The organism is Polaromonas sp. P3_A5, assembly GCF_056403055.1.
The window spans coordinates 131,243-157,148 of sequence record NZ_JBFUGF010000001.1 but is presented as its reverse complement, the minus strand read 5'-3'; the positions used below and the strand labels follow the sequence as shown (position 1 = coordinate 157,148).

Below are 25,906 nucleotides of genomic sequence, written 5' to 3'. Positions count from 1 at the left end.
AGCGCGAGCAGCTATTAAATAGATAGCAATCGCTCAGGCAGAAATCGTCGGCAGCAACTTTTCAACAATGGCGCGCGCGTAGACGCTGGCCACTTCCGCCACAAATGCCGGAAAGTCCACGTGCGCGGTGTCGTCGGCGCGGTCGGAAATCGTTCTCACCGACGCAAACGCCACGCCGTAGTCATGGCAGACCTGTGCCACGGCCGCACCCTCCATCTCGACCGCCAGCGGCGTGTGGCCTGCTGCAATCAGCGCCGCACGGATACCGGCAGCTTCCTGCGCGCTGCAGACAAAACGGTCGCCGCTGATCATCAGCCCGCGGTGGACGCGCGCAGACGGATACGCCGGCACCGTACCGGCAGCCAGCGCCGCCGCGTGCAATAACGACGTCAAAGCCGCGTTGCTTTCAAAAACCGTCTTGCCGTACAGCGGCACCTCATAGCGGGGAAACAGCGGTGAGGCGTCCATGTCATGCTGCACAAAACTGTCGGCCACCACCACATCGCCCACATTCACGCTTTCGCCCAGCCCACCGGCTACACCGGTGAAAACAATGCGGCCGGCCTTGAAGTGCTCGATCAGCGCCACCGCCGTGGTGGTAGCCGCCACTTTGCCGATACGCGCGAGCACCAGCACGACCGGGTGGCCGTGCAGGGCACCAAGCCAGAACTCACGGCCAGCGCGCTTCACCTGCCGCGCGTTTTCCAGCAGGTCAATCAGGCCGGACTGCTCTTCAGCAAGGGCGCTGAGGATGGCGGTGGGTGCGCGGGGGAAGGTGTCAGCGGAAGTCATGGCCTGATTTTGCCCGCGCTTTCAACACCGGGGACGCAGAAAAAAGGGCAGCTTGCGCCGCCCTCTAGAAAACCTGCCGCGCAAGCGCGGCGAGCTCTGAAACTTGCCGTTTATTTCTTGTCGCGCAGTTCGCGGCGCAGTATCTTGCCGACCGGCGTCTTGGGCAGGTCGGTGCGGAACTCCACCACCTTGGGCTGTTTATAGCCGGTCAGGTTGGTTTTGCAATATTCGCGCACTTGCGCTTCTGTCAGGTCGGGGTTCTTTTTGACAATGACCAGCTTCACAGCTTCGCCGGATTTTTCGTCGGCAACGCCCACACAGGCGCATTCCATCACACCGTCGAGCTTGGAGACCACGTCTTCAATCTCGTTCGGGTAGACGTTGAAGCCGCTCACCAGAATCATGTCTTTCTTGCGGTCGACAATCTTGAAGAAGCCGTTTTCATCAAGGACTCCAATGTCGCCGGACTTGAAGTAGCCGTCGGGCGTCATGACCTTGGCGGTTTCATCGGGGCGTTGCCAGTAGCCGGCCATGACCTGCGGCCCCTTGATAGCGATTTCACCGGGCTGGCCGGGTGGCACTTCGTTGCCGTCGTCATCAAGGAGTTTGAAATAAGTACCGGGAATCGGCACGCCGATGGTGCCGGTGAAGGCTTTGCTGTTGGTCGGATTGCAGCTAGCCGAGGGTGATGTCTCGGACAGGCCGTAACCTTCGCAGACCGGGCAGCCGGTTTTTTCAAGCCACAGTTTGGCGACCGCACCCGTGACCGCCATGCCGCCGCCCAGCGAAATCTTCAGGTGCGACCAGTCAACCGTGTTGAAGTCCGGGTGGTTGGCCAGGCCGTTGAAGAGCGTGTTGACCGCTGGGAAGCTGTTGATCTTGTGCCTGGAGAGCTCTTTAAGCACAGCCGTCAGGTCACGCGGATTGGGGATCAGGATGTTTTTGCTTCCGGTACGCATGCCCAGCATCATGTTCACGGTGAATGCGAAGATGTGGTACAGCGGTAGCGCGCAGACATACGTGAGCTGCTCGCCGGCCGGCAGGGCCGCCATGGCCGGGCTGTTCCAGGCTTCGGACTGCAGCACATTGGCGATCACGTTGCGGTGCAGCAGCACGGCGCCTTTGGAAACACCGGTGGTGCCGCCGGTGTATTGCAGTACGGCCACGTCGTCGGGTTTGATGTCGGGCCGCTTGAGCGTCAGGCGCGTGCCCCGCGCCACAGCGTCGTTAAAACGCACGGCGCCGGGCAGGTTGAAGGCCGGCACCATCTTCTTGACGTTGCGCACCACATAGTTGACGAGTGCGCCCTTGAGCATGCCCAGCTGGTCGCCCATGGCGCACAACACCACGTGCTTGACGGGCGTGGCGGCAATGCACTGCTCGAGCGTGTTGGCGAAGTTTTCGATGATGACAATCGCCTTCGAACCGGAGTCCTTGAGCTGATGCTCCAGTTCGCGCGGCGTGTACAGCGGGTTCACATTGACCACCACATAGCCGGCGCGCAGGATGGCCGCCACGGCTACCGGATACTGCGGCACGTTGGGCATCATGATGGCAATGCGGTCGCCTTTGGCCAGGCCCAGGCTTTGCAGGTAGGCACCGAAGGCGAGCGACAGGCTGTCGGTCTGGCCGAAGGTCACGTCCTTGCCCATGAAGCTGTAGGCGACGCGGCTGCCGTGTTTCTTGAAGCTTTCCTCCATCAATGCGACCAGCGACGGGTACTGGGACGCGTCGATATCGGTAGGAACGCCCGGCGGATAGGCTTTGAGCCATGGGCGGTCAAGGGTCGCTGCATTCATGTTTGTCTTCTCCATTACGTATTGCTTACTGCCATGGATTCTCATGGCGTGCCCTCTTCGTGGCTATTGCGTTTTCCCTAGGAAGCCCGGGAAATAAGGAGGGAAGCCTCTCTAAATCGGGGTGCGCCCGCGGCTCGCCGCCGCGGGAAAACCCGGCAGCCCGCGATCACTCGATGGCCTTGCCCATATCTTCGATCACCTTTTTGGCGTCTCCGAACACCATCATGGTCTTGTCCATGTAGAAGAGTTCGTTGTCCAGGCCCGCGTAGCCAGCCGCCATGGAGCGCTTGTTGACAATGACCGTCTTGGCCTTGTAGGCCTCCAGGATGGGCATGCCGTAGATGGCGCTGCCCTTGACGTGCGCTGCAGGGTTCACCACGTCGTTGGCGCCCAGGATGATGGCGACGTCGGCCTGGCCGAACTCGGCGTTGATGTCTTCCATTTCATGTACCTGGTCATAAGGCACTTCGGCCTCGGCCAGCAAGACGTTCATGTGGCCGGGCATGCGGCCCGCCACGGGGTGAATCGCGTACTTGACGTTGACGCCCCTGTCGATGAGCTTTTGCGCCAGCTCTTTGACCGAGTGCTGAGCGCGCGCCACGGCCAGGCCGTAGCCCGGCACGATGATCACGGTCTCTGCATTGCCCAGGATGAAGGCAGCGTCGTCGGCAGAGCCCGACTTGACGGGGCGCTGCTCTTTGGCGCCGGTGGCGGCCGTGCCGGCCTCACCGCCGAAGCCGCCCAAAATCACGTTGAAGAAGGAGCGGTTCATCGCCTTGCACATGATGTACGAAAGGATGGCGCCCGACGAGCCGACCAGCGAGCCGGCAATGATCAGCATGGAGTTGTTGAGCGAAAAACCGATACCGGCCGCCGCCCAGCCCGAGTAGCTATTGAGCATGGACACCACGACCGGCATGTCGGCGCCGCCGATAGGGATGATGATCAGCACGCCCATAACGAAGCTCAGCGCCAGCATCGCGAAAAACGCTGGCCAGCTGCCCGTGAACATGAATACCAGCCCCAGGCCGATGGTAATGAGGCCCAGCAGCAGGTTCAGCTTGTGCTGGCCGGCAAACTGCACCGGTGCGCCCTGGAACAGGCGGAACTTGTAGGTGCCCGACAACTTGCCGAAGGCGATCACCGAGCCGCTGAAGGTGATGGCGCCAATGGCCGCACCGAGGAACAGCTCCAGCCGGTTGCCGGTGGGGATGGGGCTGCCTTTGGGCGCGATGCCGAAAGCGTAGGGCTCGGCCACGGCGGCCACGGCGATAAAGACCGCAGCCAAACCGATCATGCTGTGGAAGAAGGCCACCAGCTCGGGCATCTTGGTCATTTCGACCGTCTTGGCGCGCCAGGCACCATAGCCCCCGCCGACCACCAGACCCAACAGAACGTAACCCATGCCCAGGGCTTTGCCGCCTGAAATTTCAACGATGAGCGCAGCTGTCGTCAGCATGGCAATGGCCATGCCGACCATGCCGAACAGATTGCCGCGGATCGAGCTGGTGGGGTGTGACAGGCCCTTGAGCGCCTGAATAAAGCAGACGGAGGCCACCAGGTACAGCAGCGTGACGAGATTCATGCTCATTTGGCGGCTCCTTCAGCGGGCGCGGCTACTTTCTTTTCTTTCTTGCGGAACATCTCCAGCATCCGGCGCGTCACCAGAAAGCCGCCGAAGATGTTGACGGCCGCCAGCGCCACGGCCAGCACGCCCATGGTTTTGCCCAGCGGCGTTTCGGTCAGCGCGGCCGCGAGCATGGCGCCCACGATCACGATGGCCGAAATCGCATTGGTCACCGCCATCAGCGGCGTGTGCAGGGCCGGCGTGACAGTCCACACCACGTGGTAACCCACGTAGATGGCCAGTACAAAAATAATCAGGTTGATGATGGTGGGTGACACTGCATCCATGGTCTTCTCCGTGAGGGCCGCGCCGGCTTGAACCCGGCTGGCCGATTAAATCCAATTGATCCGATGGGTCCCGAATGGGTTACTTCTTCTTGACCTCGCCGCCCTGCGTCATCAGGCAGGCGGCGACGATGTCATCTTCCAGGTCGACATTGAGCGTGCCTTCCTTGGTGATGATGAGCTTGAGGAAGTCGAGCAGGTTGCGTGCGTAGAGTGCGCTGGCGTCGGCGGCGACGAGGGCCGGCACATTGGTCTGGCCGATCAGCGTCACGCCGTGCTTGACGACCGTTTTGCCGGGCTCGGTCAGCGGGCAGTTGCCGCCTTGTGGTGCAGCCAGGTCGACGATCACGCTGCCGGGTTTCATGGCCTTGACCATGTCTTCGGTGACCAGCACGGGCGCAGGGCGGCCCGGGATCAAGGCTGTGGTGATGACCACGTCGGCCTGCGCCACGCGCTTGGCGACTTCGGCTTTTTGCCGCTCGAGCCAGCTCGGCGGCATGGGCTTGGCATAGCCGCCCACACCGACTGCGGCTTCGCGCTCTTCGTCAGTCTCGTAGGGCACATCGATGAATTTACCGCCCAACGATTCGACCTGCTCTTTGACACTCGGGCGCACGTCGCTGGCTTCGATCACCGCGCCCAGGCGCTTGGCGGTGGCAATGGCCTGAAGGCCGGCTACGCCGACACCCAGAATCACCACGCGGGCGGCCTTGACCGTGCCGGCCGCCGTCATCAGCATGGGAAAGAAGCGCTGGTATTCGGCAGCGGCCATCATCACGGCCTTGTAGCCGGCGATGTTGGCTTGCGACGAGAGCACGTCCATGCTTTGCGCGCGGCTGGTGCGCGGCGCGGCCTCCAGCGCGAAGGACGTCAGCTTGGCCGCAGCCAGGCGCTGCAGCCCAGTGGCATCAAAAGGATTGAGCATGCCGACCAGCACACCGCCGGCTTTGGCCAGCGGCATTTCGCTGTCCAGCGGGCAGCGGACCTTGAGCACGATATCAGCGCCGTAAGCGCCCGCCGCGTCGGTGATCTCCGCGCCGACCGCCGTGTAGGCCTCATCGGGAACGCTGGCGGCCACCCCGGCGCCGGACTGCACACGGACGGTGTGCCCTTGTGCCTTGAGCTTTTTGGCCGTTTCGGGCGTGATGGCGACGCGTGTTTCTCCGGCCGTGATTTCGGCGGGTACCCCAATGAGCATGGGTCTCTCCTCAGTACGTTGGTGTTGGTTTGATTGACGTCAGCCCGCAGGCGAGCTTGCGCGCGATCTGTCTCGGTGTCTTTGTCTGCGTATCCGCTTTTGTACCTGTCATGAAGCTTACATGAGATTTCTGCAATTTTTTGTCAGGGCAGTCTACAGTTTTTGACCCGAGTCAAGCCACGCAATAAAAAAAGCCCCGCCTGCCAATACATGGCGGTTGGGGCCGGTTTGCCTTGATGGCTGGCGTGCTATTTCTATTTGGCTGTCGGCATCACGAATTCGGCGCCCTTGCCGATGCTCTCTGGCCAGCGCTGCATGATGGACTTTTGTTTGGTATAGAAACGTACGCCCTCTTCGCCATAGGCGTGCATGTCGCCGAAGAGGCTTTTTTTCCAGCCGCCAAAGCCATGCCAGGCCATGGGCACCGGGATCGGCACGTTGATGCCGACCATGCCGACCTGGATGCGGCGGCTGAATTCGCGGGCCACGTGGCCGTCCCGGGTGAAGCAGCTCACGCCGTTGCCGAATTCATGGGCATTGATCAGGTTCACCGCTTCGGCGAAGTCCTTCACGCGCACGCAGCCCAGCACCGGGCCAAAAATCTCTTCTTTATAGATGCGCATGTCGGGCGTGACATGGTCAAACAGCGTGCCACCCATCCAGAAGCCCTTGCCGCAGCCCGGGCCGGCCTTGGCGCCCGTGAAGGTGCGGCCGTCCACCAGCAGCTTGGCGCCTTCTTTCACGCCCGTCTCGATGTAGCCGGTAATGCGCTGGTGCGCGGCCGATGTGACGATGGGGCCCATTTCAGCGTCAAGCTCCACACCGTTTTTGATCACCAGTGTTTTGGCGCGCGCTTCCAGCATGGGAATGAGTTTTTCGGCCACATTGCCCACCAGCACAGCCACAGAGATCGCCATGCAGCGTTCGCCGGCCGAGCCGTAGCCCGCGCCGATCAATGCGTCCACCGCCTGCTCCAGGTCGGCGTCGGGCATGACCACCATGTGGTTCTTCGCGCCGCCCAGTGCCTGCACGCGCTTGCCGTGGCGTGCGCCGGTTTCGTAGATGTAGTTCGCGATCGGTGTGGAGCCAACAAAGGACACGGCCTTCACGTCCGGGTGCACCAGCAGGGCGTCGACCGCCTCTTTATCGCCCTGCACCACGTTGAAGACGCCGTCGGGCAAGCCGGCTTGCTTGAGCAGGTCGGCCATGAAAAGGCTGGGGCTGGGGTCGATGGGACTGGGCTTGAGCACAAAGCAGTTGCCGGCGGCAATCGCCACCGGGAACATCCACATCGGCACCATCACCGGAAAATTGAAGGGCGTGATGCCGGCCACCACACCCAGCGGCTGGCGCAGCGTCCAGTTGTCGATGCCGGTGGAAACCTGGTCGGTGAAGTCGCCCTTGAGCAGCTGCGGAATGCCGCAGGCGAATTCAACAATGTCGATGCCGCGCGAGACCTCGCCTTGGGCGTCGGTGAACACCTTGCCGTGCTCGGCGGTGATCATGTGGGCCAGCTTGTCCTTGTTCAGGTTGAGCAGTTCCAGGAACTTGAACAGCACGCGCGCGCGGCGCAGTGGCGGCGTGTCGGCCCAGGCGGGAAAGGCGGCCTGGGCTGACGCCACGGCCGCATCGACCTCCGTTCCGCTGGCAAGCGCGACATGACCCGACACCGCGCCCGTTGCAGGGTTGAAGACTTCCTGGCTACGCCCGGAAGACGGCGCGGCCACACGGCCATTCAAGTAGTGGCCGATAGTGGCTTGTGAAGCGGAGGCAGCAGGGGATAAAGACATTTTGCAATCCTTGAAAGGTGGCGGCACCGGACTGGCCGTTGGGGGTTCACCGCAGTCTAGGGCTGCGCAGCCGAATTGATAATGCCCCGTTTTGTGATTACATTGTTCATATTTTTGAACAATAGGCCTCTCGACCTCCATGTCTTCCGACCAGCTATCGCCCCTTGTCGCCGATCTTCACCTGCTGACCATCCTGGCGGCTACACGCAGCTTTACCGAAGCGGCGCGCCGCCTCGGGATGTCCAAGGCCTCGGCCAGCATGCGCATCAGTGAGCTGGAGCGCGCCGCCGGCGTGACGCTGGTGCGGCGCACCACGCGCTCCGTAGGCCTGACGGAGGCCGGCCAGCAATTGGTGAACGACATGCAGCCGGCGTTTAACCGCATCAGCGAAAGCTATTCCGCCGTCAAGGACCTGGTCGAAACCCCGCGCGGGCTGATCCGTGTGACAGCGCCGGTCGCTCTGGGGCGTCAGCACCTGGCGCCCTGCGTTGCGGCCTTCCTCAAGCGCTATCCCGAGATCCATATCGAACTGGAACTCACCGACCGCTTTGTCAACCTTGCCAATGAAGGCTTCGACCTGGCGATACGACACACGAATGCGCCGCCCGACACCCATGTGGCCTGGGTGTTGTGCGAAACGCGCTCCATCCTGCTGGCCAGCCCCGACTACCTGGCGCGCCGCGGCGTGCCTGCGCAGCCGTCAGACCTGGCCGCGCACGATTGCCTGCTTTACCTGGGCAACCACAACACCGCCAGCTGGACCTTCGTGCGCAGCGGCAAGCGCAAATCCCGCGAGCAGGTTGGCGTGAACATCACGGGCACACTGAAGGCCAACAACAGCGAAGTGCTGCGCGAAGCGCTGGTGGCGGGCCTGGGCATCGGCCTGCTGCCGGATTTCAGTGCACCCGCGGGTGGCAGCGCGGCGCCATCGCCGCTCGTGCAGGTGCTGCCTGAGTGGCAGGTGCAGGGATTTTTCGGCGAGCGCATTTACGCCCTCAGGCCCTGGTCGCAGCAAGTGCCCAAGGCGGTGCAATGCCTTGTGGCACATTTGCGCGAGAGTTTCGCTGCCGGATTTTCGGCTAGCAAACACACCTGGCCGGCCGGTCAGGACCCCGGTCATCAAGGCCACGGATAATCCGGCGCATGATTAAACGATGGAAACCCAGCGTCACGGTCGCTGCGGTGATTGAAAAAAAGATCGACGGTGTCTCCAGGTTCCTGCTGGTCGAAGAGGAAACGCGGGACGGCCTGAAGCTCAACAACCCCGCCGGCCACCTGGATCCCGGTGAAAGTCCCTTTGAGGGTTGTGTGCGCGAAACACTGGAAGAAACCGCCTTCCATTTCACGCCCACTGCCATTGTGGGGGTCTATCTCTCCCGCTTTGAGCGGGCCCTCATCGGGCAGGAAGAATCCGAAGACATCACCTACCTGCGCTTTGCGTTCTGCGGCGAACTGGGCGAGCACGTGGCAGGCCAAGCGCTGGATGAAGGCATTGTGCGCACGGTCTGGCTGACGGCCGACGAAATAAGAGCGAGCGCTCACATGCACCGAAGCCCCCTCTTGTTGACCTGCATGGAAGATTACCTGGCAGGCAGGCGCTTCCCGCTTGATCTGGTGACCACGGATGCCAGCGTGCATGCACCGCTGAGCCAGAAGTAGGAAGCGCCGCGAGCCATGCACGATTTGGCGGCGCCAACGGGAACGCTTTCCCGCTGACAGCCAGCGCAATCCTCAATAAAGAATTCGTTGCGCCACCGGCGGCGGCGTCCACTGGTACAACCAGGTCTCCGTCAATGACTGGCCGTCGACCTGCAAATGCATGCGCAGGTTGATGGGTGCCGTGCTGTCGCCATCGGGGCGCAGGTCGAACATGGCACGCCACCCCTTGATGGCGTCCAGCGGCCGGGCCGACGTCAATTCAATCGTGCCGCGCGAAGCGGTGATCACGGCTTTGACCTGGGCCCCGCGGTTCAGCAAGGCAAAGTCGCCGCCCGCAAAATCGACGGCAAAACGCCGCGTGTAGGCGGTGCGCTTTTGCCCGACCACGCCGCCGAGGCCGGTACGTGTGGCCACACAGCGCGCCAGCGGCCCTTGCGCGGCGGGCGGTTCGCCCCCCCAGTGCAGCCGGTAGGAAAACAGCAACTCCTGCCCTGCCTGCGGCTTGTCCCTGGGGTTCCAGAAGGCCACGATGTTGTCAAAGGTTTCGTCCGCGGTCGGAATTTCCACCAGCTGTATCGCGCCCGCACCCCAGCCCGCCTTGGGCTCAACCCACAGGCTCGGGCGTTTTTCATAGAACACGCCGTCGTCCTGGTAGTGGTCAAAGTTGCGATCGCGCTGCATCAGGCCAAAACCGCGCGGGTTGTCGTCCTGAAAGGCGTTGAACTGCAATTGCGCCGGATTGGTCAGTGGACGCCACAGCCATTCGCCCGTGCCGCTGTGCATGGCCAGGCCGTCGGTGTCGTGGATTTCGCCGCGCCAGTCCCAGCCCATGCGTTTGTCGTTTTCGCCGGTCTGGAACATGCTGGTGCACGGCGCGATGCCCATGCGGTCAATGGTTTTGCGCGGATACAGCGCCACGTCCAGGTCCATGACCTGCGTGTCGCCCGGCGTGATCACAAAGCGGTAGGCGCCGCTGACGCTCGGCGAGTCCAGCAGGGCGTAGACGGTCAGCGAGGCCGCTTTCGGGTCCGGCTTTTCGAGCCAGTAACCGATGAAATCCGGAAACTCTTCCGGGAAAGTTTGCGCCGTGTCGATGGCCAGGCCCCGCGCCGACTGGCCGTACTGCCATTCGCCGCCCACCGCGCGAAAGTAGCTTGCGCCAAGGAAGGCCGCCACGTCACGCACCGGATCGGTGTGGAAATTCAGCCGGAAGCCGGCAAAACCGAGATCGGCGGGAAGCTTGTCGCCCCGCACGCCGCTTTTCCCATAATCAAACATGGCCGGGTCATAGGCCAGCTCCTGCGCCTGGCCATTGCTCACTTCGTGCATGCGCACCGGCGTCTTGAAGTACAGGCCGAGGTGGAAAAACTTCGCCACGAAGCGCAGCTTGTCATCGCCCCACAAGGCATGGTCGTCCCGAAAGCGTATGGCCTGGTGCTGGTCCCAGTTCAAGTCCGAAATGCCGGACGGCAACGTCGTCGACCGGGGCCGGTAAGGTTTGGCGGCCAGGTCGCGCGCCTGGCCCTTGAGCATCGCGTAGTCGAAGGCTTGGGCCTTGCCCACGGGTTTGAGGCCCGCGGCCTGGGCCAGTGACGAAAGCCATGGCAGCCCGGTGGCGATGCCGGCGGCCGTGACGGCCTGCCCGGTGCGGGAAAGAAATTGACGTCGTTGCAAAGTGGCAGCTCCTGCAAGAAAGGGCATTCCATTGTGCCGCCGGCCGCACGGCCAACAGGGCCGAAAAGCCCAGACAGGCGCAAACGCTTTCATCTTTTTACAATAGAGCCATGGGCAACCCGCAAATCAACACATACAGCCACGACGGCAAGCGGAAACGGATCGTCGTCGGCCTGAGCGGAGGCGTGGACTCCGCGGTGACGGCGCACCTGCTCAAACAGCAGGGCCACGAGGTTATCGGCATCTTCATGAAGAACTGGGAAGATGACGACGACAGCGAGTTCTGCTCGTCCAACATTGATTTTGTCGACGCCGCCGCCGTGGCCGACGTGATCGGCATCGAGATCGAGCACGTCAACTTCGCAGCCGACTACAAGGACCGCGTCTTCGCCGAGTTCCTGCGCGAATACCAGGCCGGCCGCACGCCCAACCCCGACATCCTGTGCAACGCCGAAATCAAGTTCAAGGCATTTCTGGACCATGCCATGCGCCTGGGCGCCGAAAAAATCGCGACCGGGCATTACGCCAGGGTTCGCCACAACGAAGCCACCGGCCTGCACGAACTGCTCAAGGGCCTTGATCCAGCCAAAGACCAAAGCTATTTTTTGCACCGGCTCAACCAGGCACAGCTCTCCAAAACGCTGTTCCCGGTGGGTGAGTTGCGCAAGACCGAAGTCCGGCGCATTGCCGACGAGATCGGCCTGCCCAACGCGAAGAAAAAAGACTCCACTGGCATCTGTTTTATCGGCGAGAGGCCTTTCCGCGAATTCTTGAATCGCTACATCGCCAAAGAGCCAGGCCCCATCAAGAACGACAAGGGCCGCGTGCTCGGCGAGCATGTGGGCCTGTCCTTCTATACATTGGGACAGCGTCAGGGCCTGGGCATAGGCGGCGTGAAGGCCAAGGGAGCCGAGCTCAAGGCCGTGCAGGCACGCGGGTTGCGCGGCGTGGGCGAGCACGAACCCTGGTTTGTGGCACGCAAGGACCTTGAAACGAACACGCTATGGGTGGTTCAGGGCCATGATCACCACTGGCTGCAATCCACGGTGCTCCAGGCACAGGACTGCAGCTGGGTGGCGGGACATGCACCGACGCCCGGTGTCATGGCGGCCAAGACACGCTACCGGCAGGCCGACGCACCCTGCAAACTGCGCAGCGCTACCGGCGCGGCCTGCGAACTGGTGTTTGCCGATGCCCAGTGGGCGGTGACGCCGGGCCAGTCGGCTGTGCTCTACCAGGGCGATGTCTGCCTGGGTGGCGGCGTGATTGCTGCCAGCAATGTGCAGAACCAGCCGGCTGTGCCGGTCCGGGCAGCCTACGCCTGATTTTCATTCAAATCAGGCCGCAAGCCTTTATGGACTTGCGCAAGCAGCTATTAAATCAATAGCAAATACGACTCAAAGCGCGGTTTCAACGTAGGTGTAGATGTAGTTGGAGCCGCCGTTGACATTGCCCAGCAGGCGCGACGAGCCAAAAATGCCGGAGCGGTGCGACACACCAAAGCCTATAAAGGTGTCCTTGAGCGGCCGGTAGCCGATCAGGTCGCCCAGGCTCACGTCGATGGTCGGATCCAGGTAATTGAGCATGCGGGAAGCCGACTTGCCGTTGGCCGCCAGGCTGGAGGACTCAATGTAGGGAGCCCGCTGTGCCATGGACACGCCCACGCCCAGACCGAGCCGCGTCTTGACCCGGTCGCTCCATGGGAAGCCCGAGTAGACGGCCTTCATGAACAGGTCCAGTTGCACGCCATTGGCCTGCAGGCCCCGCTCGTTGTGGTGCGTGAGGCCCACATAGCCGATGAAGTCGAGCGGCCAGCCGTTCACGTTGTTCAGGAAGGGCTTGCCGACCTGGATGCCGGTAATGCTGGTCGAATTGACCTTCGCCGTCGACAGGCACTGCGCCGTGATGATCTTGGCCAGATGGCAGCCATCTTCGGTTGACTTGCCGTACAGCAGCTTGAAGTAGGTGGGCGAGCCGTCTTCTGCCCACTCACGCTTGTGGCCGCCAAAGTCATAGGCCGCGCCGATATACACGGCAGGCAGCACGCTCTTTTGCACAATGGGGCTGTTCTTTGTCTTGTTGTCCAGCAAGGTGGCCGACACACCGGCCAGCAGGCGCCAGCGCTCGGTGAGGTCATAAGAGCCGTAGAGGCCAATCGAGGTCTGCACGCCCGAGCCCGGCGCATAAGCAGGCCGCCCGGCCGTTGCCTCACTGGCCTGCACGCCATAGTAATAGTTGTTGAGCCTGGCGTCGCGCACCCCCACGGTCAGGCTGGGCCGCAGCATCCAGGGGCCCGAGCGCCAGTCGTAGGTGTAGCCCAGGCGGAACTCATTGCCCTTGTAGGTGTTGCTGATGTCATGCACCAGCTCGGCCTGCAGCGTTCCCCAGGGCTGGCGCCAGCGGTAGGCCAGGCCCAGGTCCAGGCCCGAGTCGCGCGGCGACATGCCGGCCAGGCTGGCGGGCAGGCGCTCGGTCGGGAAGCCCTCCAGGCGCTGCTCCACAAAAAGGTCCAGCCGCCGCTCGGTGCCGTTGAGCAGCTTGATGCCGCCCCGGTTGGCATGCAGGAAAAGCCGCTCGCCCTCATACAGGTAAAGCGGCAGCAGGTCGTAACGTGTGCCTGCATCCTTGTAGGGCGAACGTTCAATGCGCGTCACCAGGCCCAGGCCCGCGCTGCCGGGCGAAGAAAGGATGTCGGTCAGTGGTTCGGTGTTGCCGCCCGCCAGGGCCGGCGACATGGCGCACAGGCCGCCCAAAAAAAGGGTAGACGCCAGAAAGAGGCTGCGTGGCGAGGACGAGTGGTTCATCATTGGTTTTTTGTGTGAAGCTACCTGAACGGGCCGCCGCAGCCGGACAGAAGCCAAGAGCGCGGCGGACACTCCGATGCTATCCACGAATGGCACCGCCTGAGCCGCCCAACTTGTAAGCAAACAGGCACATATGGACTAGGCCGACATCCTTTCCCGGCGATTTCCTCACACGCTGGCTCACACGTACACTGCCTATCTTCGGGTCTCCACCAACTTAACGGAGCCTGTTATGCCCAAATTCGTGATCGAACGTGTCATCCCCGGACTCGGGGCCCTGAAGCCCGCCGAGCTGCAATCCATCTCCCAGAAATCCTGCGGTGTGCTGCAGGAACTGGGGCCTGATGTGCAGTGGGTGCAAAGCTATGTGACAGGCGGCAAGATGTACTGCATCTACCGCGCGGCCAATGAGGAGCTCGTGAGGGAACATGCGCGCCGCGGCGGTTTCCCGGCGAACTCCGTCGCGCAGATCACCACGGTCATCGACCCCACCACCGCTGAAGCCTGAGGTCTGCCGGTGAATCCGCAAGCCCCCGACAATCCGCCGTCTCCGGGGCTTGCCATCTACCTGCTTGGTCCGCCGCGCATAGAGCGAGGCGGCAGCCCTGTGCCGGCGCCGCGCGGGCACAAGGTCTGGGGCCTGCTTGCCTACCTGGTCCGCAGTGATGCACCGGTCAGCCGCAAACATCTGGCGGGCTTGCTGTTCGAAGACGCAGAAGACCCGCTGGCCGCCCTGCGCTGGAACCTCAGTGAGCTGCGGCGCCTGCTCGGCACCGCAGAGTTGCGCGGCGATCTGCTGGCACTTTTGCTGGAGCCTGCCACCTACGTCGACCTCAGCGCCGTGCTGTCGGGCAGCTGGGCGCAAGCCCTGTGCGTGCCCGGCCTGGATCACGAGTTGCTGGAAGGCATGAATTTTTCAGGCAGCCCGGCCTTCGAGGTCTGGCTCGCCACGGAGCGGCGCCATCTGCAGGCCGCCGCCGAAGCCGTGCTGCGCGAAGCCGCACTGGCTCGCATGGCCGCGGGCGCCATGACAGAAGCAGCCACACTGGCCGGCCGGCTGGTACGGCACAACCCGCTTGACGAGAACTACCAGGCTTTGCTGGTGCGCAGCCTCGCGGCCGCGGGCGACGGCGTGGGTGCGGCGCGCCAGGCCGCAGCCTGCCGCGAATTGTTCCAGCGCGTACTCGGCGTGCAACCCGGCGCCACGCTGGACGCGGCCCTGCGCACGCTCACCGCAGCGCCCACCGCGCGGCCCGCCACCGGGCGCGCCGCGGCGCTGGCCCAGCTGGAAGCCGGGGAGGCGGCGATCAGCGCCGGCGCGCTCGATGCCGGCCTGCAATGCCTGCGCCGCGCGATCGTGGAAGCCGATGCCACCGGCGACGCGGCACTGCGTGCGCGCGCCCGCGTGGCCCTGGGCGGTGCGCTGGTGCATGCCGCCCGCGGACGCGACGAAGAAGGCGCCACTGCGCTTCACGAAGCACTGGAGGTCGGCCACGAGGCTTCGCCGGCACTCGCCGCCGCCGCGTGCCGCGAACTCGGCTACGTCGAATTCCTGCGCGGCCGCTATGAACGCACGCTCGCCTGGCTGCAACGCGCGACGCCGCTGGCAGCCGGCGACCACGCGGAGCAGGCGCGCATCGCCACCGTGTACGGCGCTGCGCTCAGCGACACTGCGCATTACACGGCCGCCATCAGCCAGCTGCGCGAAGCTGAGGCGCTGGCTGCGGCCGTCGGCGACAGCCGGCAACTTGCCTACGCGCTGTCCATGCTGGGCCGCGCGCTACTGCTGCACGGCGAACCCGAGGCGGCCGCCGACGCCCTGGACCGCTCGGTGGCACTGGCCCGGCAAGGCTGGACCGCCTTTGTGCCGTGGCCGCAATCGCTGCGGGCCGAAATCGACCTGCTGCGCGGCGACGTGGATGCCGCCGCGAGCCGATTCGAGCATGCCTTCGCCCTCGGTTGCCAGCTCGGTGACCCGTGCTGGGAAGGCATTGCCGGCCGGGGCCTGGGGCGTGTGGCGATGGCGCGCGGGGAACCGCAGCGCGCCGTTGAAATACTTGCTGACGCACTGACGCGCTGCGTACGCCTTCCTGACGCCTACCTGTGGGCCAAGGCATATGCCCTCGACGCGCTGTGTGATGTCGCTGTGGCACAAGCCATGCCCCAGGCCTCGGCCTGGATCAACGAAATGCAGGACCTCGCTGCGCGTAGCGGCATGCGCGAACTGACGGTGCACGCCTGCCTGCACCGCGCGGCGCTCGGCGACGGCGCGAGCGCGGCGGCGGCGAAGCTGCTTGCCGGCCAGATCGACAACCCCGCGCTGCACGCCCTTGCCGGGCTCTGAACCCGGCGACGGCGCGGCAACACCTCAAGAGGTCGATGATGAATGCGACATCCAACGGCGCCGTATTTCACGGTGGAACCCGGCGCCTGGCGCCGGGACAAGCGCTGCGCCTGCCCCGGCGCGGCGGTGAATTGACAGTGCTGCGGGGCCGGCTCTGGCTGACGCGCCACAATGATTCCGGCGATCATTTCATTGAGGCCGGCCAGCGCGTGCGCCTAGGCGCCGATGAGAACGCGGTGATTGAGCCCGCAGGAACCGCGCAGGGCGTGACGCTGCACTGGGAGCCCTGCCGCCCGGGCCTCATCAGCGCCTTGCTCGCCCGGCCTCTTGGCGGCACGGCCTTCCTGGCCTTTGTGGCCGCCCGCGGCTTCGCGGCGCTGGCGCTCAGCGCCGCGGCGAGCGCAAGACGCGCGCGCGGCCAGGGCGAGACCTGCGACCGCCGTGCTGTATTCGTCACACTCGAAGGCAGCGGGGCGCAGGAGTCAGGCCGTCCCTTCTGGAAGAAAAACAGCCTCAAATCATTACTGGATGAGCGCAAGCAGCTATTAAATCCATAGCAAATGAGTTCGCATCAGCCGGCATCGACCCGGGTTTCCCGATGCATTGCAGCGTGCAGGCTATTGCGCTACATCAAACACCCGCACACCATTTTTATCTAAGCTGCTGGCATGAAGATTCAATTCCTCGGTGCCACAGATACCGTGACAGGTTCCAAATACCTGATCCGGTACGGGGAGTCCACGGTGCTGGTCGACTGCGGGCTGTTCCAGGGCTACAAGCAATTGCGCCTGCGCAACTGGTCCGCGCTACCTGTGGCCCCGGCCTCCATTGACGCCGTGATCCTGACGCACGCCCACATTGACCATAGCGGCTACCTGCCACTGCTGGCGCGCCAGGGCTTCAAGGGCAAGGTGTTCTGCACCCCGGCCACGGCCGACCTGTGCCGCATCCTGCTGCCCGACGCTGGCCACCTGCAGGAAGAAGAAGCCGAATACGCCAATCGCCACGGCTTTTCGAAGCACGCACCGGCGCTGCCGCTGTACACACGCGAGGATGCGCTACGCTGCATCAAGCTGCTGCACCCGGTACCCAGCGGAAAAAACTGGCACCCGGCACCGAGCCTGAACGCCAGCCTGACTCCTTCCGGCCACATGGTGGGCTCGTCGTTCGTGCAACTGGACAACGGCTCGCGCTCCATCCTGTTTTCCGGGGACATAGGCCGCCCCAACGACCTGGTGCTCAAGCCGCCTACACGGATGGACGGCGCCGATTATCTGGTGGTGGAGTCCACCTACGGCGACCGCCTGCACAAGGACTCTGACCCCCTATCGGCGCTGGGCCAGGTAATCAACCGCACAGCCGCGCGCGGCGGGGTGGTGGTGATCCCGGCTTTTGCGGTGGGGCGCGCGCAAAGCCTGCTGCACTGCGTTCAGGTGCTCAAGGCGCAAGGTGTCATACAACGCAACCTGCCGATCTACCTCAACAGTCCCATGGCGGCCAATGCCACGCAGGTGTACCTGAAACACAAGGCCGAGCTGCGGCTAACACCCGCGGAGTGCGAGGCCATGGCGCATACCGCCCACATCGTCGAGTCGCCGGAGGAGTCGCGCCTGCTCAATGCCAGGCACGGCCCCATGGTCATCATTGCCGCCAGCGGCATGGCTACCGGCGGACGTGTGGTCCACCATCTCAAAGCCTTCGCGCCCGACAAGCGCAACACCATCGTGTTTGCCGGCTTCCAGCCCGGCGGCACGCGCGGCGCACTCATCTCCGGCGGCGCGCCTACCGTGCGTATCCACGGCCAGGACGTGCCGGTGCGCGCCGAAGTGGCGATGCTGGACGACCTGTCGGCCCATTCGGATGCCGCCGAAATCATGGGTTGGCTGCGCGGCTTCAAGTCGGTACCGAAGCAGACTTTCATCACCCACGGCGAGCCGGCCGCAGCCGATGCCATGCGCCAGCGCATCGAACGCGAACTGCACTGGCCATGCCACCTGCCCTGTTACCTGGAGTCGGTCTCTCTCACCTGATGCAATTCACAAGCCAGCGGCAAGGACAGCCTCAGGCCAGGCCGCACCACTGCGCGATGCGATGCGTCATGTCGCTCCACAAGCCGAACACCGCGGCCAGCATCAGCACCCCCCCGGCCAGACGCACACCCAGTTGACCGCCCAGGCCGTTGCCGGCGCGCCGCAGCCCGGCCAGTAGTTGCGGCGCCAGCAGCAGGGAGACGCCACTGCCCACGGCAAAAGCCGCCATGGCCAGCGCGCCTTGCAACGGCCCGCCACTCAGGGACGCCACCAGCAGCGCCGAATAAAGCAGGCTGCAGGGCATAAAGGCCCATAACGCGCCCACCGAGAACATCCCGCCCCGTGATGCGGCCACGGCACCCACCCTGGACCACGCGGAGCGGCCTGCGCGGTCGGCCCAGGCCGGCTGGCTGGCCTTCACCATCAGCATCATTCCCCAACCCAGCACGGCCAGATGGAACAGCACCCAGAGCGGCTTGACCACGGCGGCCTGTTCTGTCATCCACGCAAAACTTTGCACTGCCATCGCTGCCGCCGCGCCCGCACTTGAATAGCCGACAAGCCGCCCGGCCTGAAAGACCAGCGGTGAATGCGCCTGCCGCTGCGGGCCCACGCGCCGCAGGCCGCCACAGGCCGCGCCGCACATCACAGCGCAATGAGGTCCTCCGGCAAGGCCCATCAGCAGGGCCGTCGTGGCGAGGGCGTAAGACATGGGCAGCGCTGCGATCAAATAATGCGCGAGAAACGACTGCGGTTGAGGTCGGACTGCAGGTAGCGGTCAAACACCATGGCGACCGCGCGCAACACGAACCGGCCTTCGGCCGTCACCTCGATGCCGGTGCTGGAAAGCAGCACAAGCCCGGCATCCTCCAGTTCGCGCAAGCGCTCCAGTTCCGCCGCAAAGTAGGTCTTGAAATCCAGCATCCAGGCGAGCTCTATCGATTCGAACCACACCTGGCCCTGGCACATGATGGCCATGATCACCGCGCGGCGCGCCAGGTCGTCCCGGCTCAGTGCCAGGCCGCGCGTGACCGGGAAGCGCCCCTGGTCAAGCAAGTCGCAGTATTCCTCCAGGGTTTTGGCATTCTGGCTGTAGGTGGCGCCGACCGCGCCAATGGCCGATACGCCCAGGCCCACCAGGTCGCGGTCGGGCTGGGTGCTGTAGCCCTGGAAGTTGCGGTGCAGCCGGCCCTCGCGGCTGGCCACGGCCAGCGCATCGTTCTCAAGCGCGAAGTGGTCCATGCCGATGTAGCGGTAACCCGCGCCCTGCAAACGCTGCATCGCTTCGGCCAGCATGGCGGCCTTGTCCTCGGCCGCGGGCAGCAGCGCCGGCGGGATGTGCCGCTGCGGCTTGAAGCGCTCCGGCAAATGGGCATAGGCATAGAGGGCAATGCGGTCCGGCCTGAGTTCCTCGACCTGGCGTATGGTGCGCGCGAAAGACGTCTGCGTCTGCCGCGGCAGGCCGTAGATCAGGTCCACATTGATGGATTCAAACCCGAGCACGCGCGCCTGCGCAACCAGCGCGAACACCTGTTCGGCGGGCTGGACGCGGTGCACGGCTTTTTGCACGTCGGCATCGAAATCCTGCACGCCGAAACTCAGGCGGTTAAAGCCCAGGGCCGCCAGCGCGGCCAGGCGCGTGTTGTCCACGGTGCGTGGGTCTACCTCGATGGCCATTTCCGCACCGGCCGCGATGTCGAAGTTGCGTCTGAGCATGTCCATGAGCTGTGCGAGTTCCGCGTCGGACAAAAAAGTCGGCGTGCCCCCACCCAGGTGCAGCTGGCTGACAGGCTGTCCCTGCCCCAGGCGCGCCGTGTACAGGGCCACTTCGCGCTCAAGATAGCCCAGGTAGGCGGTGGCACGGCTGTGCTGCTTGGTGATGATCTTGTTGCAGGCGCAGTAGTAGCACAGCGATTCGCAAAAGGGGATGTGCACATACAGCGATAGCGGTGCCGCCGAGGTCTCGGCCCGCGCGCGCCTGTCGTCCAGCGCGCGGCCGTGATCGACGGCGGTAAAGGCCTCGACAAAACGGTCCGCCGTCGGAAAGGACGTGTAGCGCGGGCCGGAGATGTCGAACTGGCGAAGGGCCTGGGGTAGAACAGCGGGCATGGGATGGTTCAGGAATGTGAGGCCTCCACTGTGCCGCCTCTCCGCCCCGGCTGCGTTGATGTGGATCAACGAGGGCGCAAGGTGCGGCCGCCGGACGCGTTTGCCCCGTCCTTGACCTGCGTCAAATCGCCGCGAAGGGCGCGCCGTAAGCTGGCGGCTTCCCCATTGCCTTGGGTCAACGGCCCCGGCTGCCAACCCTTCATCTCATGTCCCTCTCACAAGCAATCCAAGAAAACCAAGCCACCGTCCTTCCGCACCGAAAAGTCCTGCGTTCCTGGCTTCTTCCTGTCTCGACCAAAAACACCGGCCTCGCGTTGGCGCTGGCCCTGATGGACTTTGCCCTGTTCGCTGCATGCATGGCCGGGGCAGTGCTCGCGGGCCACCCTGCCCTCCAGGTGCTCATGGCCCTCTTGGCCGGCTTCATGATCGCGAGGCTGTTTATCCTCGGCCACGACGCGTGCCACCAGAGCTTCACCCCACACCGCAAACTCAACCGCTGGCTGGGCCGCCTGCTTTTTTTGCCCTCGCTCACGCCCTACAGCCTGTGGGATGTCGGGCACAACATCGTGCACCACGGCTACACCAACCTCAGCGGCTTTGATTTCGTATGGCAGCCCGCGACCCTTGAGGCCTATGAAAGCATGCCCGTCTGGAAACAGTGGCTGGAGCGCGCCTACCGCAGCGGCTGGGCGCCCTGGCTCTACTACCTCGTGGAAATCTGGTGGAAGCGGCTTTACTTCCCGTCCAAAGCCGTGATGCCTACGCGGCGCGGCATTTTTGTCGCGGACAGCTTGCTGGTCACTGCCGCTGCCGCAGCCTGGATCGCAGGCCTTGTGATCGCGGCAGGGTCTACCGGTCAGTCGGCGCTCTGGCTTTTGGCCGTTGGCTTTTTCCTGCCGCTGTTAGTGTGGAACGGCCTGATAGGTTTTGTGGTCTACGTGCACCACACGCACACCCAGATCGCCTGGTATGACAACAAAAAAAGCTGGTCGGACGCCAACCCCTTTGTCTCCACCACCGTGCACCTGACCTTCAACTCGTTTTTCGGCGCGGCGCTGCACCACATCATGGAGCACACGGCCCATCACGTAGACATGGGCGTGCCGCTGTACCGCCTGAAACAGGCGCAGGCCATGCTGGAGGCCAAGCTGCCTGGCCACATCGTCGTACAGCCTTTTTCCTGGCACTGGTACTTCGATACAGCGCGCCGCTGCAAGCTTTATGACTTCGAGCGGCGGCAATGGACGGATTTTTCCGGTACCCCGGCCACCCAGTCGATGGTCGTTCAGTGAACCCGGGTATCGAAGACGTGTTTGAGGGCCGCGTGGTCGAGGATGCGGATGTGGCGTTTGTCGACTTCCAGGATGCCCTGCTGCAGGAAGGCGGAAAAGGTGCGGCTCACGGTCTCCAGCTTCATGCCCAGGTAGCTGCCGATTTCGGCGCGCGACATGCGCAAGTGGAATTCGCTGGCTGAGTAGCCACGCAACTTGAGCCGCTGTGACAGGTTGAGCAGGAAGGCAGCCAGCCGCTCTTCGGCGTTCATGCTGCCCAACAGCATCATCAGGCTGTGCTCCTTGACGATTTCCCGGCTCATCAGCCGGCTGACGGCCTGCTGCATGTCGGCACTGGTCGCAGCCAGGCCGCTGATCTGGTCGTAGGGAATGGTGCAGACTTCAGTGTCTTCGAGTGCAGTGGAGTTGCTGGCATACGCGCCGTTGGCAATACCGTCCAGGCCCATCAGTTCACCGGCCATCTGGAAGCCGCTGACCTGCTCACGGCCATCTGCCAGCGTCAGGCTGGATTTGAAGGTGCCGATACGCACCGCATAAATGTTGCGGAAAGCCTGGCCCTCGTGGTAGAGCGTCTGCCCCGCCTTGACCTTCGTCCGGCTGAAGTGGAGATCGTCCAGTCCATCCACATCGGCGGGCTTCATGCCGCAGGGCAGGCAGAGGTCGCGCAGGTTGCAGTTCGAGCAGTGAGTCTTCAGTGGCAGGATAGCGGCGGATGAAATGCCGCTGACGGATGAAGTGCCGCTGGCGGATGAACAGGCTAAGGGCATGATGACTCCTTGGATTGGGAGGAAGAAACGGACTGATCCACACGCCGCGGCTGCGCAAGCATTGCCACGGTGTCCCCGAGTTGGTAAAACTCGGCGTGTTTATCGAGAAAACAGGCAGCGCCCGCAGCCAGGTAGCGCGCACGGTAGGCGGCCTCGGCATGGTTGCTGAGGATGATGAAAGGAATGTCTTGCGTGGTTTTGAGGATGGACTGCAGCACCTGCATGCCCGTGCCCTTCTCGAATTGCACGTCAAGCACCACCACATCGGGCTGCGTCGCCAGGATGCCCGAGACCGCAGACTCCGGCGTATCGGCCTGGCCCGCGACCACCACGCCCCGGGCGGTAAGCATTTCGGCAACGCTGCGGCGGCTCAGCGCGGAGTCGTCGGCCAGAAAGACCCGGGTGGGTGAAGCGGTGTGTTGCATGCCCTTACTGTCGCGCAGGCGGCGCGGCAGGGACATCGTCTTTTGCTGAAAGGCCGGCTCGGATAAGGCTGGTTCGCCGGCACCGGCGCTCCGATCCAGACTCGGAAATTTCCGAGCCTGTACCGACCAGCGCGCCCGCTTAATGCGCCATCAACACGGGTAGCGTCATGCTTTTAAGCACGGTCCGGGATGCGCCGCCCAATACCCATTCATAGGCGCGGGCGCGGCCATAGCAGCCCATCACCAGCAAGTCCGCCTGCAGATCGAATGCGCGCGACAGCAGCAGGTCGCCCAGGTTCCCGGGTTCCGCGCCTTCCACATTTTCCCGGTGCCAGCTGGCCTGGACACCGTGGACCTTCAGGTAAGAGACGATATTCGGACCTGCGCCCGTAGCCGCCACGGCATCAACGCCCCAGCTCAGGATATGCACCGAGTTTGCGTTGCGCAGGATGGGGAGGGCCGCGGTCACCGCGCGTGCGGCTCCGCGGGTGGGCTTCCAGGCGATCACCACATTGCCCGGCAAACCCGGTTTTGCCGACGTGTAGGGCAGCACCAGTGCCGGCCGCCCGCTCAGGGCAATCACAGCCTCCGGAAAATCCGCCGGCATCAGCGTGGACCAACCCTCGCCCGGGCCGTGCTGGCCCAGCACCAGCAGGTCGGCATAGAGCGCCTGCCCGGCAAAGGCCGATAGCAGCGGAAATTCATGGACTTCAGCCCATGCGGCGGGCAGCCCCGCAGGCCGGATCTGTTCGAACACCGAGCGCGCCCGCGCCAGTTCGGTGTCCTGTACGTTCTCCCGCCTCACGGCCAGGCCGGTCCCCATGCCGGAGGCAACGGGAAGCGCCTCGGAGGCCGAAGGCGAGGCATAAAGCGCCGTGATGCCGGCGCCGTACTGCGCGGCAAGCCGGCAGGAAAATTCAAGGCGTTGCGCGAATTGCGGCGAGGCGTCGGCATGGACCAGCAGTTGTTTGAGTTCATTGCTCATGGAACACCTCCGGTGCAGAGTTTGGATACCCTGACTGTAGGGAGAGGCGCCCGAGGCTGTATTGATCGTTGTCAACACAAGGCCGCTTTCCGCAGCAGACCGGTGGGCCTCAGGGGTCCAGTGGCTCGGTCAGTCCATGCTTGAGCGCATAACGGATCAACTCGCTCTGGTTTTGCAAGCCCATTTTCTGCATGAGGTTGGTCTTGTGGGTACTGACGGTCTTGACCGACAGGTTCAGCTTCGTCCCGATGTCCGTCAGGGAAACGCCGGCCACCAGCAATTGCAGCACTTCAAACTCGCGATTCGAAAGGCTTTCATGCGGCACTGCCTGGCTGCCGGGCATCGCACCCAGCGCGAGTTGCTCGGCCACTTCGGCGCTGATGAAGGCGCCGCCTGAAGCCACCTTGCGTATGGCCTGCTCCAGCTGGTCCGGCGCGCTCTCTTTGGTCAGGTAGCCGCTGGCGCCGTTCTTGATGGCGCGCACGGCGTACTGCAGCTCCTGGTGCATGCTCAGGACCAGGATGCGCAGCTGCGGCTTTTCGCCGCGAATCAGCTTGATGAGCTCCATGCCGCTGCGCCCCGGCATGGAGAGGTCCAGCACCAGCACGTCGAAGGCCAGCTCGCGCACGCGCTGCATGACTTCTGTCCCGTTGCCGGCCTCGCCGGCGACCTCCATGTCATCGATGGAGGACACGATGCGCTTGAGCCCCTCCCGCACGATGGAATGGTCGTCGGCAATCACAATTTTGATCACGTGATGTCTCCTGTTTCGGGCACCGGAATGCTGACCCGTATGCGGGTTCCCTGGCCCGGCGCGGTGTCTATGTCCACCGTCCCCTGCAGCAGGCGGGCCCGTTCGCGCAGGCCCATCAGACCCAGCGAATTGGGCTTGCGCGGGGCGTCCGGCGCGAACCCGGCACCGTCATCGCTCACGTCGAGGATCACGGCCGCATCAGTCCTCGCTATGCGTACATCGACTTGCGACGCACTCGCGTGCTTTGCCACGTTCACGAGCGACTCTTGCACAATGCGGAACACCGCCGTGGCATACGGTTCGGCCAGCTCAACCTCCTCGTCCAGCGACAGCTTGCACACCACGCCGTGACGCTGGGTGAAATTATGGGTGAGCCACTGGATGGCCGGCACCAGGCCCAGGTCGTCCAGCAGCAACGGCCGCAAATCTGACGCGATGCGGCGCGTGGCGGCCACCGTGGTGTCCAGCAAGCCGAGCATGTCGTCCAGTTTGGCCCGCACGGCACCTGCATCCGGGGGCAAGGCTTCCCGAATCCAGGTGGCGTCCATCTTGATCGCCGTCAATGACTGCGCGAGTTCGTCGTGCAGCTCGCGCGCGATCCGTGTTTTTTCGCTTTCACGGATGGCGTGGGCCGCCGAGGCGAAGGCGCTCAGTTCCTCGCTCGCGCGGACCCGCTCAGTCACGTCGCGCAGGATCACGGTGTAAAGCTTGCCATGCGCGGTATCGAGCTGCGAGATGGAAGCTTCCAGCGGAAACTCCTCGCCGCTGGACCTCCGCCCATACAGCACCGTGCCATCTCCCATGCGCCTGGAGGTTGTGCCGGTCTGACCGAAACGCCGAACCTGCTCGCCGTGTGCCCCCTGGTGCCGCTGTGGAATCAACCGTGTGAGCGGCTGGCCCAGCATCTCGCGCGTGGGCCAGCCGAATATCTTCTCGGCCGCCTTGTTGTACAAGAGCACGTTCTGCTTGCTGTCCACAGTGATGATGGCGTCCATGGCCGAATCCAGCAGACCGGCCAGCCTCGCGTCCGCGCCCTCCAGCGCTTGCTTGCCGATACGGTCTCGCGCCGCGTCACGCCCGGCCAGCAGCCAGGCAATGCCGCATGTGGCGGCGGCCAGCGCTGCAACCAGCGGCAGGCCCGGCAGCGATTGTGGGCTGGACGCCAGATGGACGGCGGCCAGCAGCGTCAGGGTTGCCATCACGGCCAGTGCGATGGCCATGGAGCGCCGGCGCTTGGGCACCGCGTCACCGACGTGGGGGAACAGGGACATGGGGCAGCTTCGGGAGTGGAACCCGATCTTACCGCCCGGCCCTTTCTGCGGAAGCCGGCACAGGCCCCATCAGCAGCACCGTCAAGGCGCTGGAGGCCGCGCAGGCAAGCCAGAACACAAAAAAGGCGGCGGTCTGCAGTGCCAGCCGGGACAGCCCCGCGGGTTGCCCGTAACGCAGCATTTCCTCAGGGTCGAACAGTCCGAAGAGCAGCAGTTCCAGCAGGCAGGCCGACAGAAAGGCCGGCCAGGCGATGCCCAGTATCTTGTTGGCTGAAATCATGGGGTCTCCTCTTTGCGTTGCA

Annotated in this window: 24 protein-coding genes; 8 read left to right on the top strand and 16 right to left on the bottom strand. The window is 63.9% G+C overall.

Features of this window, described 5'->3' with window-relative positions:
* Window positions 1-33 precede the first annotated feature (33 nt).
* The 6 genes from AC1DU8_RS00815 to AC1DU8_RS00790 all read right to left on the bottom strand — a co-directional run bounded on the left by AC1DU8_RS00815 (window position 34) and on the right by AC1DU8_RS00790 (window position 7,490).
* Window positions 34-792, bottom strand: a complete 759-nt coding sequence (locus tag AC1DU8_RS00815) for a 5'-methylthioadenosine/adenosylhomocysteine nucleosidase (RefSeq protein ID WP_457281499.1) — start codon at window positions 790-792, stop codon at window positions 34-36.
* A gap of 110 nt (window positions 793-902) precedes the next feature.
* On the bottom strand, window positions 903-2,591 hold the full coding sequence (locus tag AC1DU8_RS00810; RefSeq protein WP_457281500.1) for a long-chain-fatty-acid--CoA ligase: 1,689 nt from the start codon (window positions 2,589-2,591) through the stop codon (window positions 903-905).
* 166 nt (window positions 2,592-2,757) lie between these two features.
* Window positions 2,758-4,182, bottom strand: a complete 1,425-nt coding sequence (locus AC1DU8_RS00805) for an NAD(P)(+) transhydrogenase (Re/Si-specific) subunit beta (protein WP_457281501.1) — start codon at window positions 4,180-4,182, stop codon at window positions 2,758-2,760.
* Window positions 4,179-4,505 (bottom strand): NAD(P) transhydrogenase subunit alpha part 2, encoded by a 327-nt coding sequence (locus AC1DU8_RS00800; RefSeq protein ID WP_011485418.1) that lies wholly within the window; start codon window positions 4,503-4,505, stop codon window positions 4,179-4,181. Before AC1DU8_RS00800 ends, AC1DU8_RS00805 begins: the two co-directional genes overlap by 4 nt.
* A gap of 79 nt (window positions 4,506-4,584) precedes the next feature.
* On the bottom strand, window positions 4,585-5,700 hold the full coding sequence (locus AC1DU8_RS00795) for a Re/Si-specific NAD(P)(+) transhydrogenase subunit alpha (protein ID WP_457281502.1): 1,116 nt from the start codon (window positions 5,698-5,700) through the stop codon (window positions 4,585-4,587).
* A 254-nt stretch (window positions 5,701-5,954) separates the two neighbouring features.
* Entirely contained in the window at window positions 5,955-7,490 is a 1,536-nt protein-coding gene (locus AC1DU8_RS00790) for a CoA-acylating methylmalonate-semialdehyde dehydrogenase (protein ID WP_477726351.1), read from the bottom strand.
* Window positions 7,491-7,629: 139 nt separating this feature from the next.
* Between AC1DU8_RS00790 and AC1DU8_RS00785 the strand changes: the two genes are divergently transcribed.
* On the top strand, window positions 7,630-8,625 hold the full coding sequence (locus AC1DU8_RS00785; RefSeq protein ID WP_477666434.1) for a LysR family transcriptional regulator: 996 nt from the start codon (window positions 7,630-7,632) through the stop codon (window positions 8,623-8,625).
* 8 nt (window positions 8,626-8,633) lie between these two features.
* The gene (locus tag AC1DU8_RS00780) at window positions 8,634-9,149 is read left to right on the top strand and encodes an NUDIX hydrolase (RefSeq protein WP_457281505.1); all 516 of its coding nucleotides are present in this window, start codon (window positions 8,634-8,636) and stop codon (window positions 9,147-9,149) included.
* 72 nt (window positions 9,150-9,221) lie between these two features.
* Here the strand turns inward: AC1DU8_RS00780 and AC1DU8_RS00775 are convergent, their stop codons facing one another.
* Window positions 9,222-10,823: an OpgD/OpgG family glucan biosynthesis protein gene (locus tag AC1DU8_RS00775; protein WP_477666433.1), complete on the bottom strand. Its 1,602-nt coding sequence runs from the start codon at window positions 10,821-10,823 to the stop codon at window positions 9,222-9,224.
* Window positions 10,824-10,933: 110 nt separating this feature from the next.
* On the opposite strand from AC1DU8_RS00775, the gene mnmA reads away from it, so the two are divergent.
* Entirely contained in the window at window positions 10,934-12,148 is a 1,215-nt protein-coding gene (gene mnmA / locus AC1DU8_RS00770; RefSeq protein WP_477666432.1) for a tRNA 2-thiouridine(34) synthase MnmA, read from the top strand.
* Between the two features lie 72 nt (window positions 12,149-12,220).
* Here mnmA and AC1DU8_RS00765 read toward each other — a convergent pair whose 3' ends face one another.
* Complete coding sequence (locus AC1DU8_RS00765; protein WP_477666431.1) at window positions 12,221-13,627, bottom strand: MipA/OmpV family protein; 1,407 nt, start codon at window positions 13,625-13,627, stop codon at window positions 12,221-12,223.
* Window positions 13,628-13,859: 232 nt separating this feature from the next.
* On the opposite strand from AC1DU8_RS00765, the gene AC1DU8_RS00760 reads away from it, so the two are divergent.
* The 4 genes from AC1DU8_RS00760 (at window position 13,860) to AC1DU8_RS00745 (ending at window position 18,001) form a co-directional block, all read left to right on the top strand.
* Complete coding sequence (locus AC1DU8_RS00760; RefSeq protein ID WP_457281509.1) at window positions 13,860-14,135, top strand: DUF4242 domain-containing protein; 276 nt, start codon at window positions 13,860-13,862, stop codon at window positions 14,133-14,135.
* Between the two features lie 9 nt (window positions 14,136-14,144).
* On the top strand, window positions 14,145-15,971 hold the full coding sequence (locus AC1DU8_RS00755; RefSeq protein WP_477726350.1) for an AfsR/SARP family transcriptional regulator: 1,827 nt from the start codon (window positions 14,145-14,147) through the stop codon (window positions 15,969-15,971).
* A gap of 38 nt (window positions 15,972-16,009) precedes the next feature.
* Window positions 16,010-16,528 (top strand): DUF2917 domain-containing protein, encoded by a 519-nt coding sequence (locus tag AC1DU8_RS00750; RefSeq protein ID WP_477701533.1) that lies wholly within the window; start codon window positions 16,010-16,012, stop codon window positions 16,526-16,528.
* Between the two features lie 111 nt (window positions 16,529-16,639).
* The gene (locus tag AC1DU8_RS00745; RefSeq protein WP_477666428.1) at window positions 16,640-18,001 is read left to right on the top strand and encodes an MBL fold metallo-hydrolase RNA specificity domain-containing protein; all 1,362 of its coding nucleotides are present in this window, start codon (window positions 16,640-16,642) and stop codon (window positions 17,999-18,001) included.
* A 31-nt stretch (window positions 18,002-18,032) separates the two neighbouring features.
* Here the strand turns inward: AC1DU8_RS00745 and AC1DU8_RS00740 are convergent, their stop codons facing one another.
* Together AC1DU8_RS00740 and hemN are read right to left on the bottom strand one after the other, a co-directional pair.
* A complete protein-coding gene (locus AC1DU8_RS00740; RefSeq protein WP_457281513.1) occupies window positions 18,033-18,713 on the bottom strand; it encodes a sulfite exporter TauE/SafE family protein in 681 nt (226 codons plus the stop codon).
* Between the two features lie 14 nt (window positions 18,714-18,727).
* Window positions 18,728-20,110 (bottom strand): oxygen-independent coproporphyrinogen III oxidase, encoded by a 1,383-nt coding sequence (gene hemN / locus AC1DU8_RS00735; RefSeq protein ID WP_477666427.1) that lies wholly within the window; start codon window positions 20,108-20,110, stop codon window positions 18,728-18,730.
* A gap of 206 nt (window positions 20,111-20,316) precedes the next feature.
* On the opposite strand from hemN, the gene AC1DU8_RS00730 reads away from it, so the two are divergent.
* On the top strand, window positions 20,317-21,402 hold the full coding sequence (locus tag AC1DU8_RS00730) for a fatty acid desaturase (RefSeq protein WP_477726349.1): 1,086 nt from the start codon (window positions 20,317-20,319) through the stop codon (window positions 21,400-21,402).
* Here the strand turns inward: AC1DU8_RS00730 and AC1DU8_RS00725 are convergent.
* The 6 genes from AC1DU8_RS00725 to AC1DU8_RS00700 all read right to left on the bottom strand — a co-directional run bounded on the left by AC1DU8_RS00725 (window position 21,396) and on the right by AC1DU8_RS00700 (window position 25,884).
* Entirely contained in the window at window positions 21,396-22,169 is a 774-nt protein-coding gene (locus AC1DU8_RS00725) for a helix-turn-helix domain-containing protein (protein ID WP_477726348.1), read from the bottom strand. The two genes, AC1DU8_RS00730 and AC1DU8_RS00725, sit on opposite strands and share 7 nt — an antisense overlap.
* Window positions 22,160-22,594 (bottom strand): response regulator, encoded by a 435-nt coding sequence (locus tag AC1DU8_RS00720; RefSeq protein ID WP_477726347.1) that lies wholly within the window; start codon window positions 22,592-22,594, stop codon window positions 22,160-22,162. The genes AC1DU8_RS00725 and AC1DU8_RS00720 overlap by 10 nt, the downstream gene beginning before the upstream one ends.
* A gap of 139 nt (window positions 22,595-22,733) precedes the next feature.
* Complete coding sequence (locus tag AC1DU8_RS00715; protein ID WP_477726346.1) at window positions 22,734-23,579, bottom strand: universal stress protein; 846 nt, start codon at window positions 23,577-23,579, stop codon at window positions 22,734-22,736.
* A 109-nt stretch (window positions 23,580-23,688) separates the two neighbouring features.
* Window positions 23,689-24,333, bottom strand: a complete 645-nt coding sequence (locus AC1DU8_RS00710; RefSeq protein ID WP_457281519.1) for a response regulator — start codon at window positions 24,331-24,333, stop codon at window positions 23,689-23,691.
* Window positions 24,330-25,604, bottom strand: a complete 1,275-nt coding sequence (locus AC1DU8_RS00705) for a PAS domain-containing sensor histidine kinase (protein ID WP_457281520.1) — start codon at window positions 25,602-25,604, stop codon at window positions 24,330-24,332. Before AC1DU8_RS00705 ends, AC1DU8_RS00710 begins: the two co-directional genes overlap by 4 nt.
* Window positions 25,605-25,632: 28 nt before the next feature.
* The gene (locus tag AC1DU8_RS00700) at window positions 25,633-25,884 is read right to left on the bottom strand and encodes a hypothetical protein (protein ID WP_457281521.1); all 252 of its coding nucleotides are present in this window, start codon (window positions 25,882-25,884) and stop codon (window positions 25,633-25,635) included.
* Window positions 25,885-25,906 lie beyond the last annotated feature (22 nt).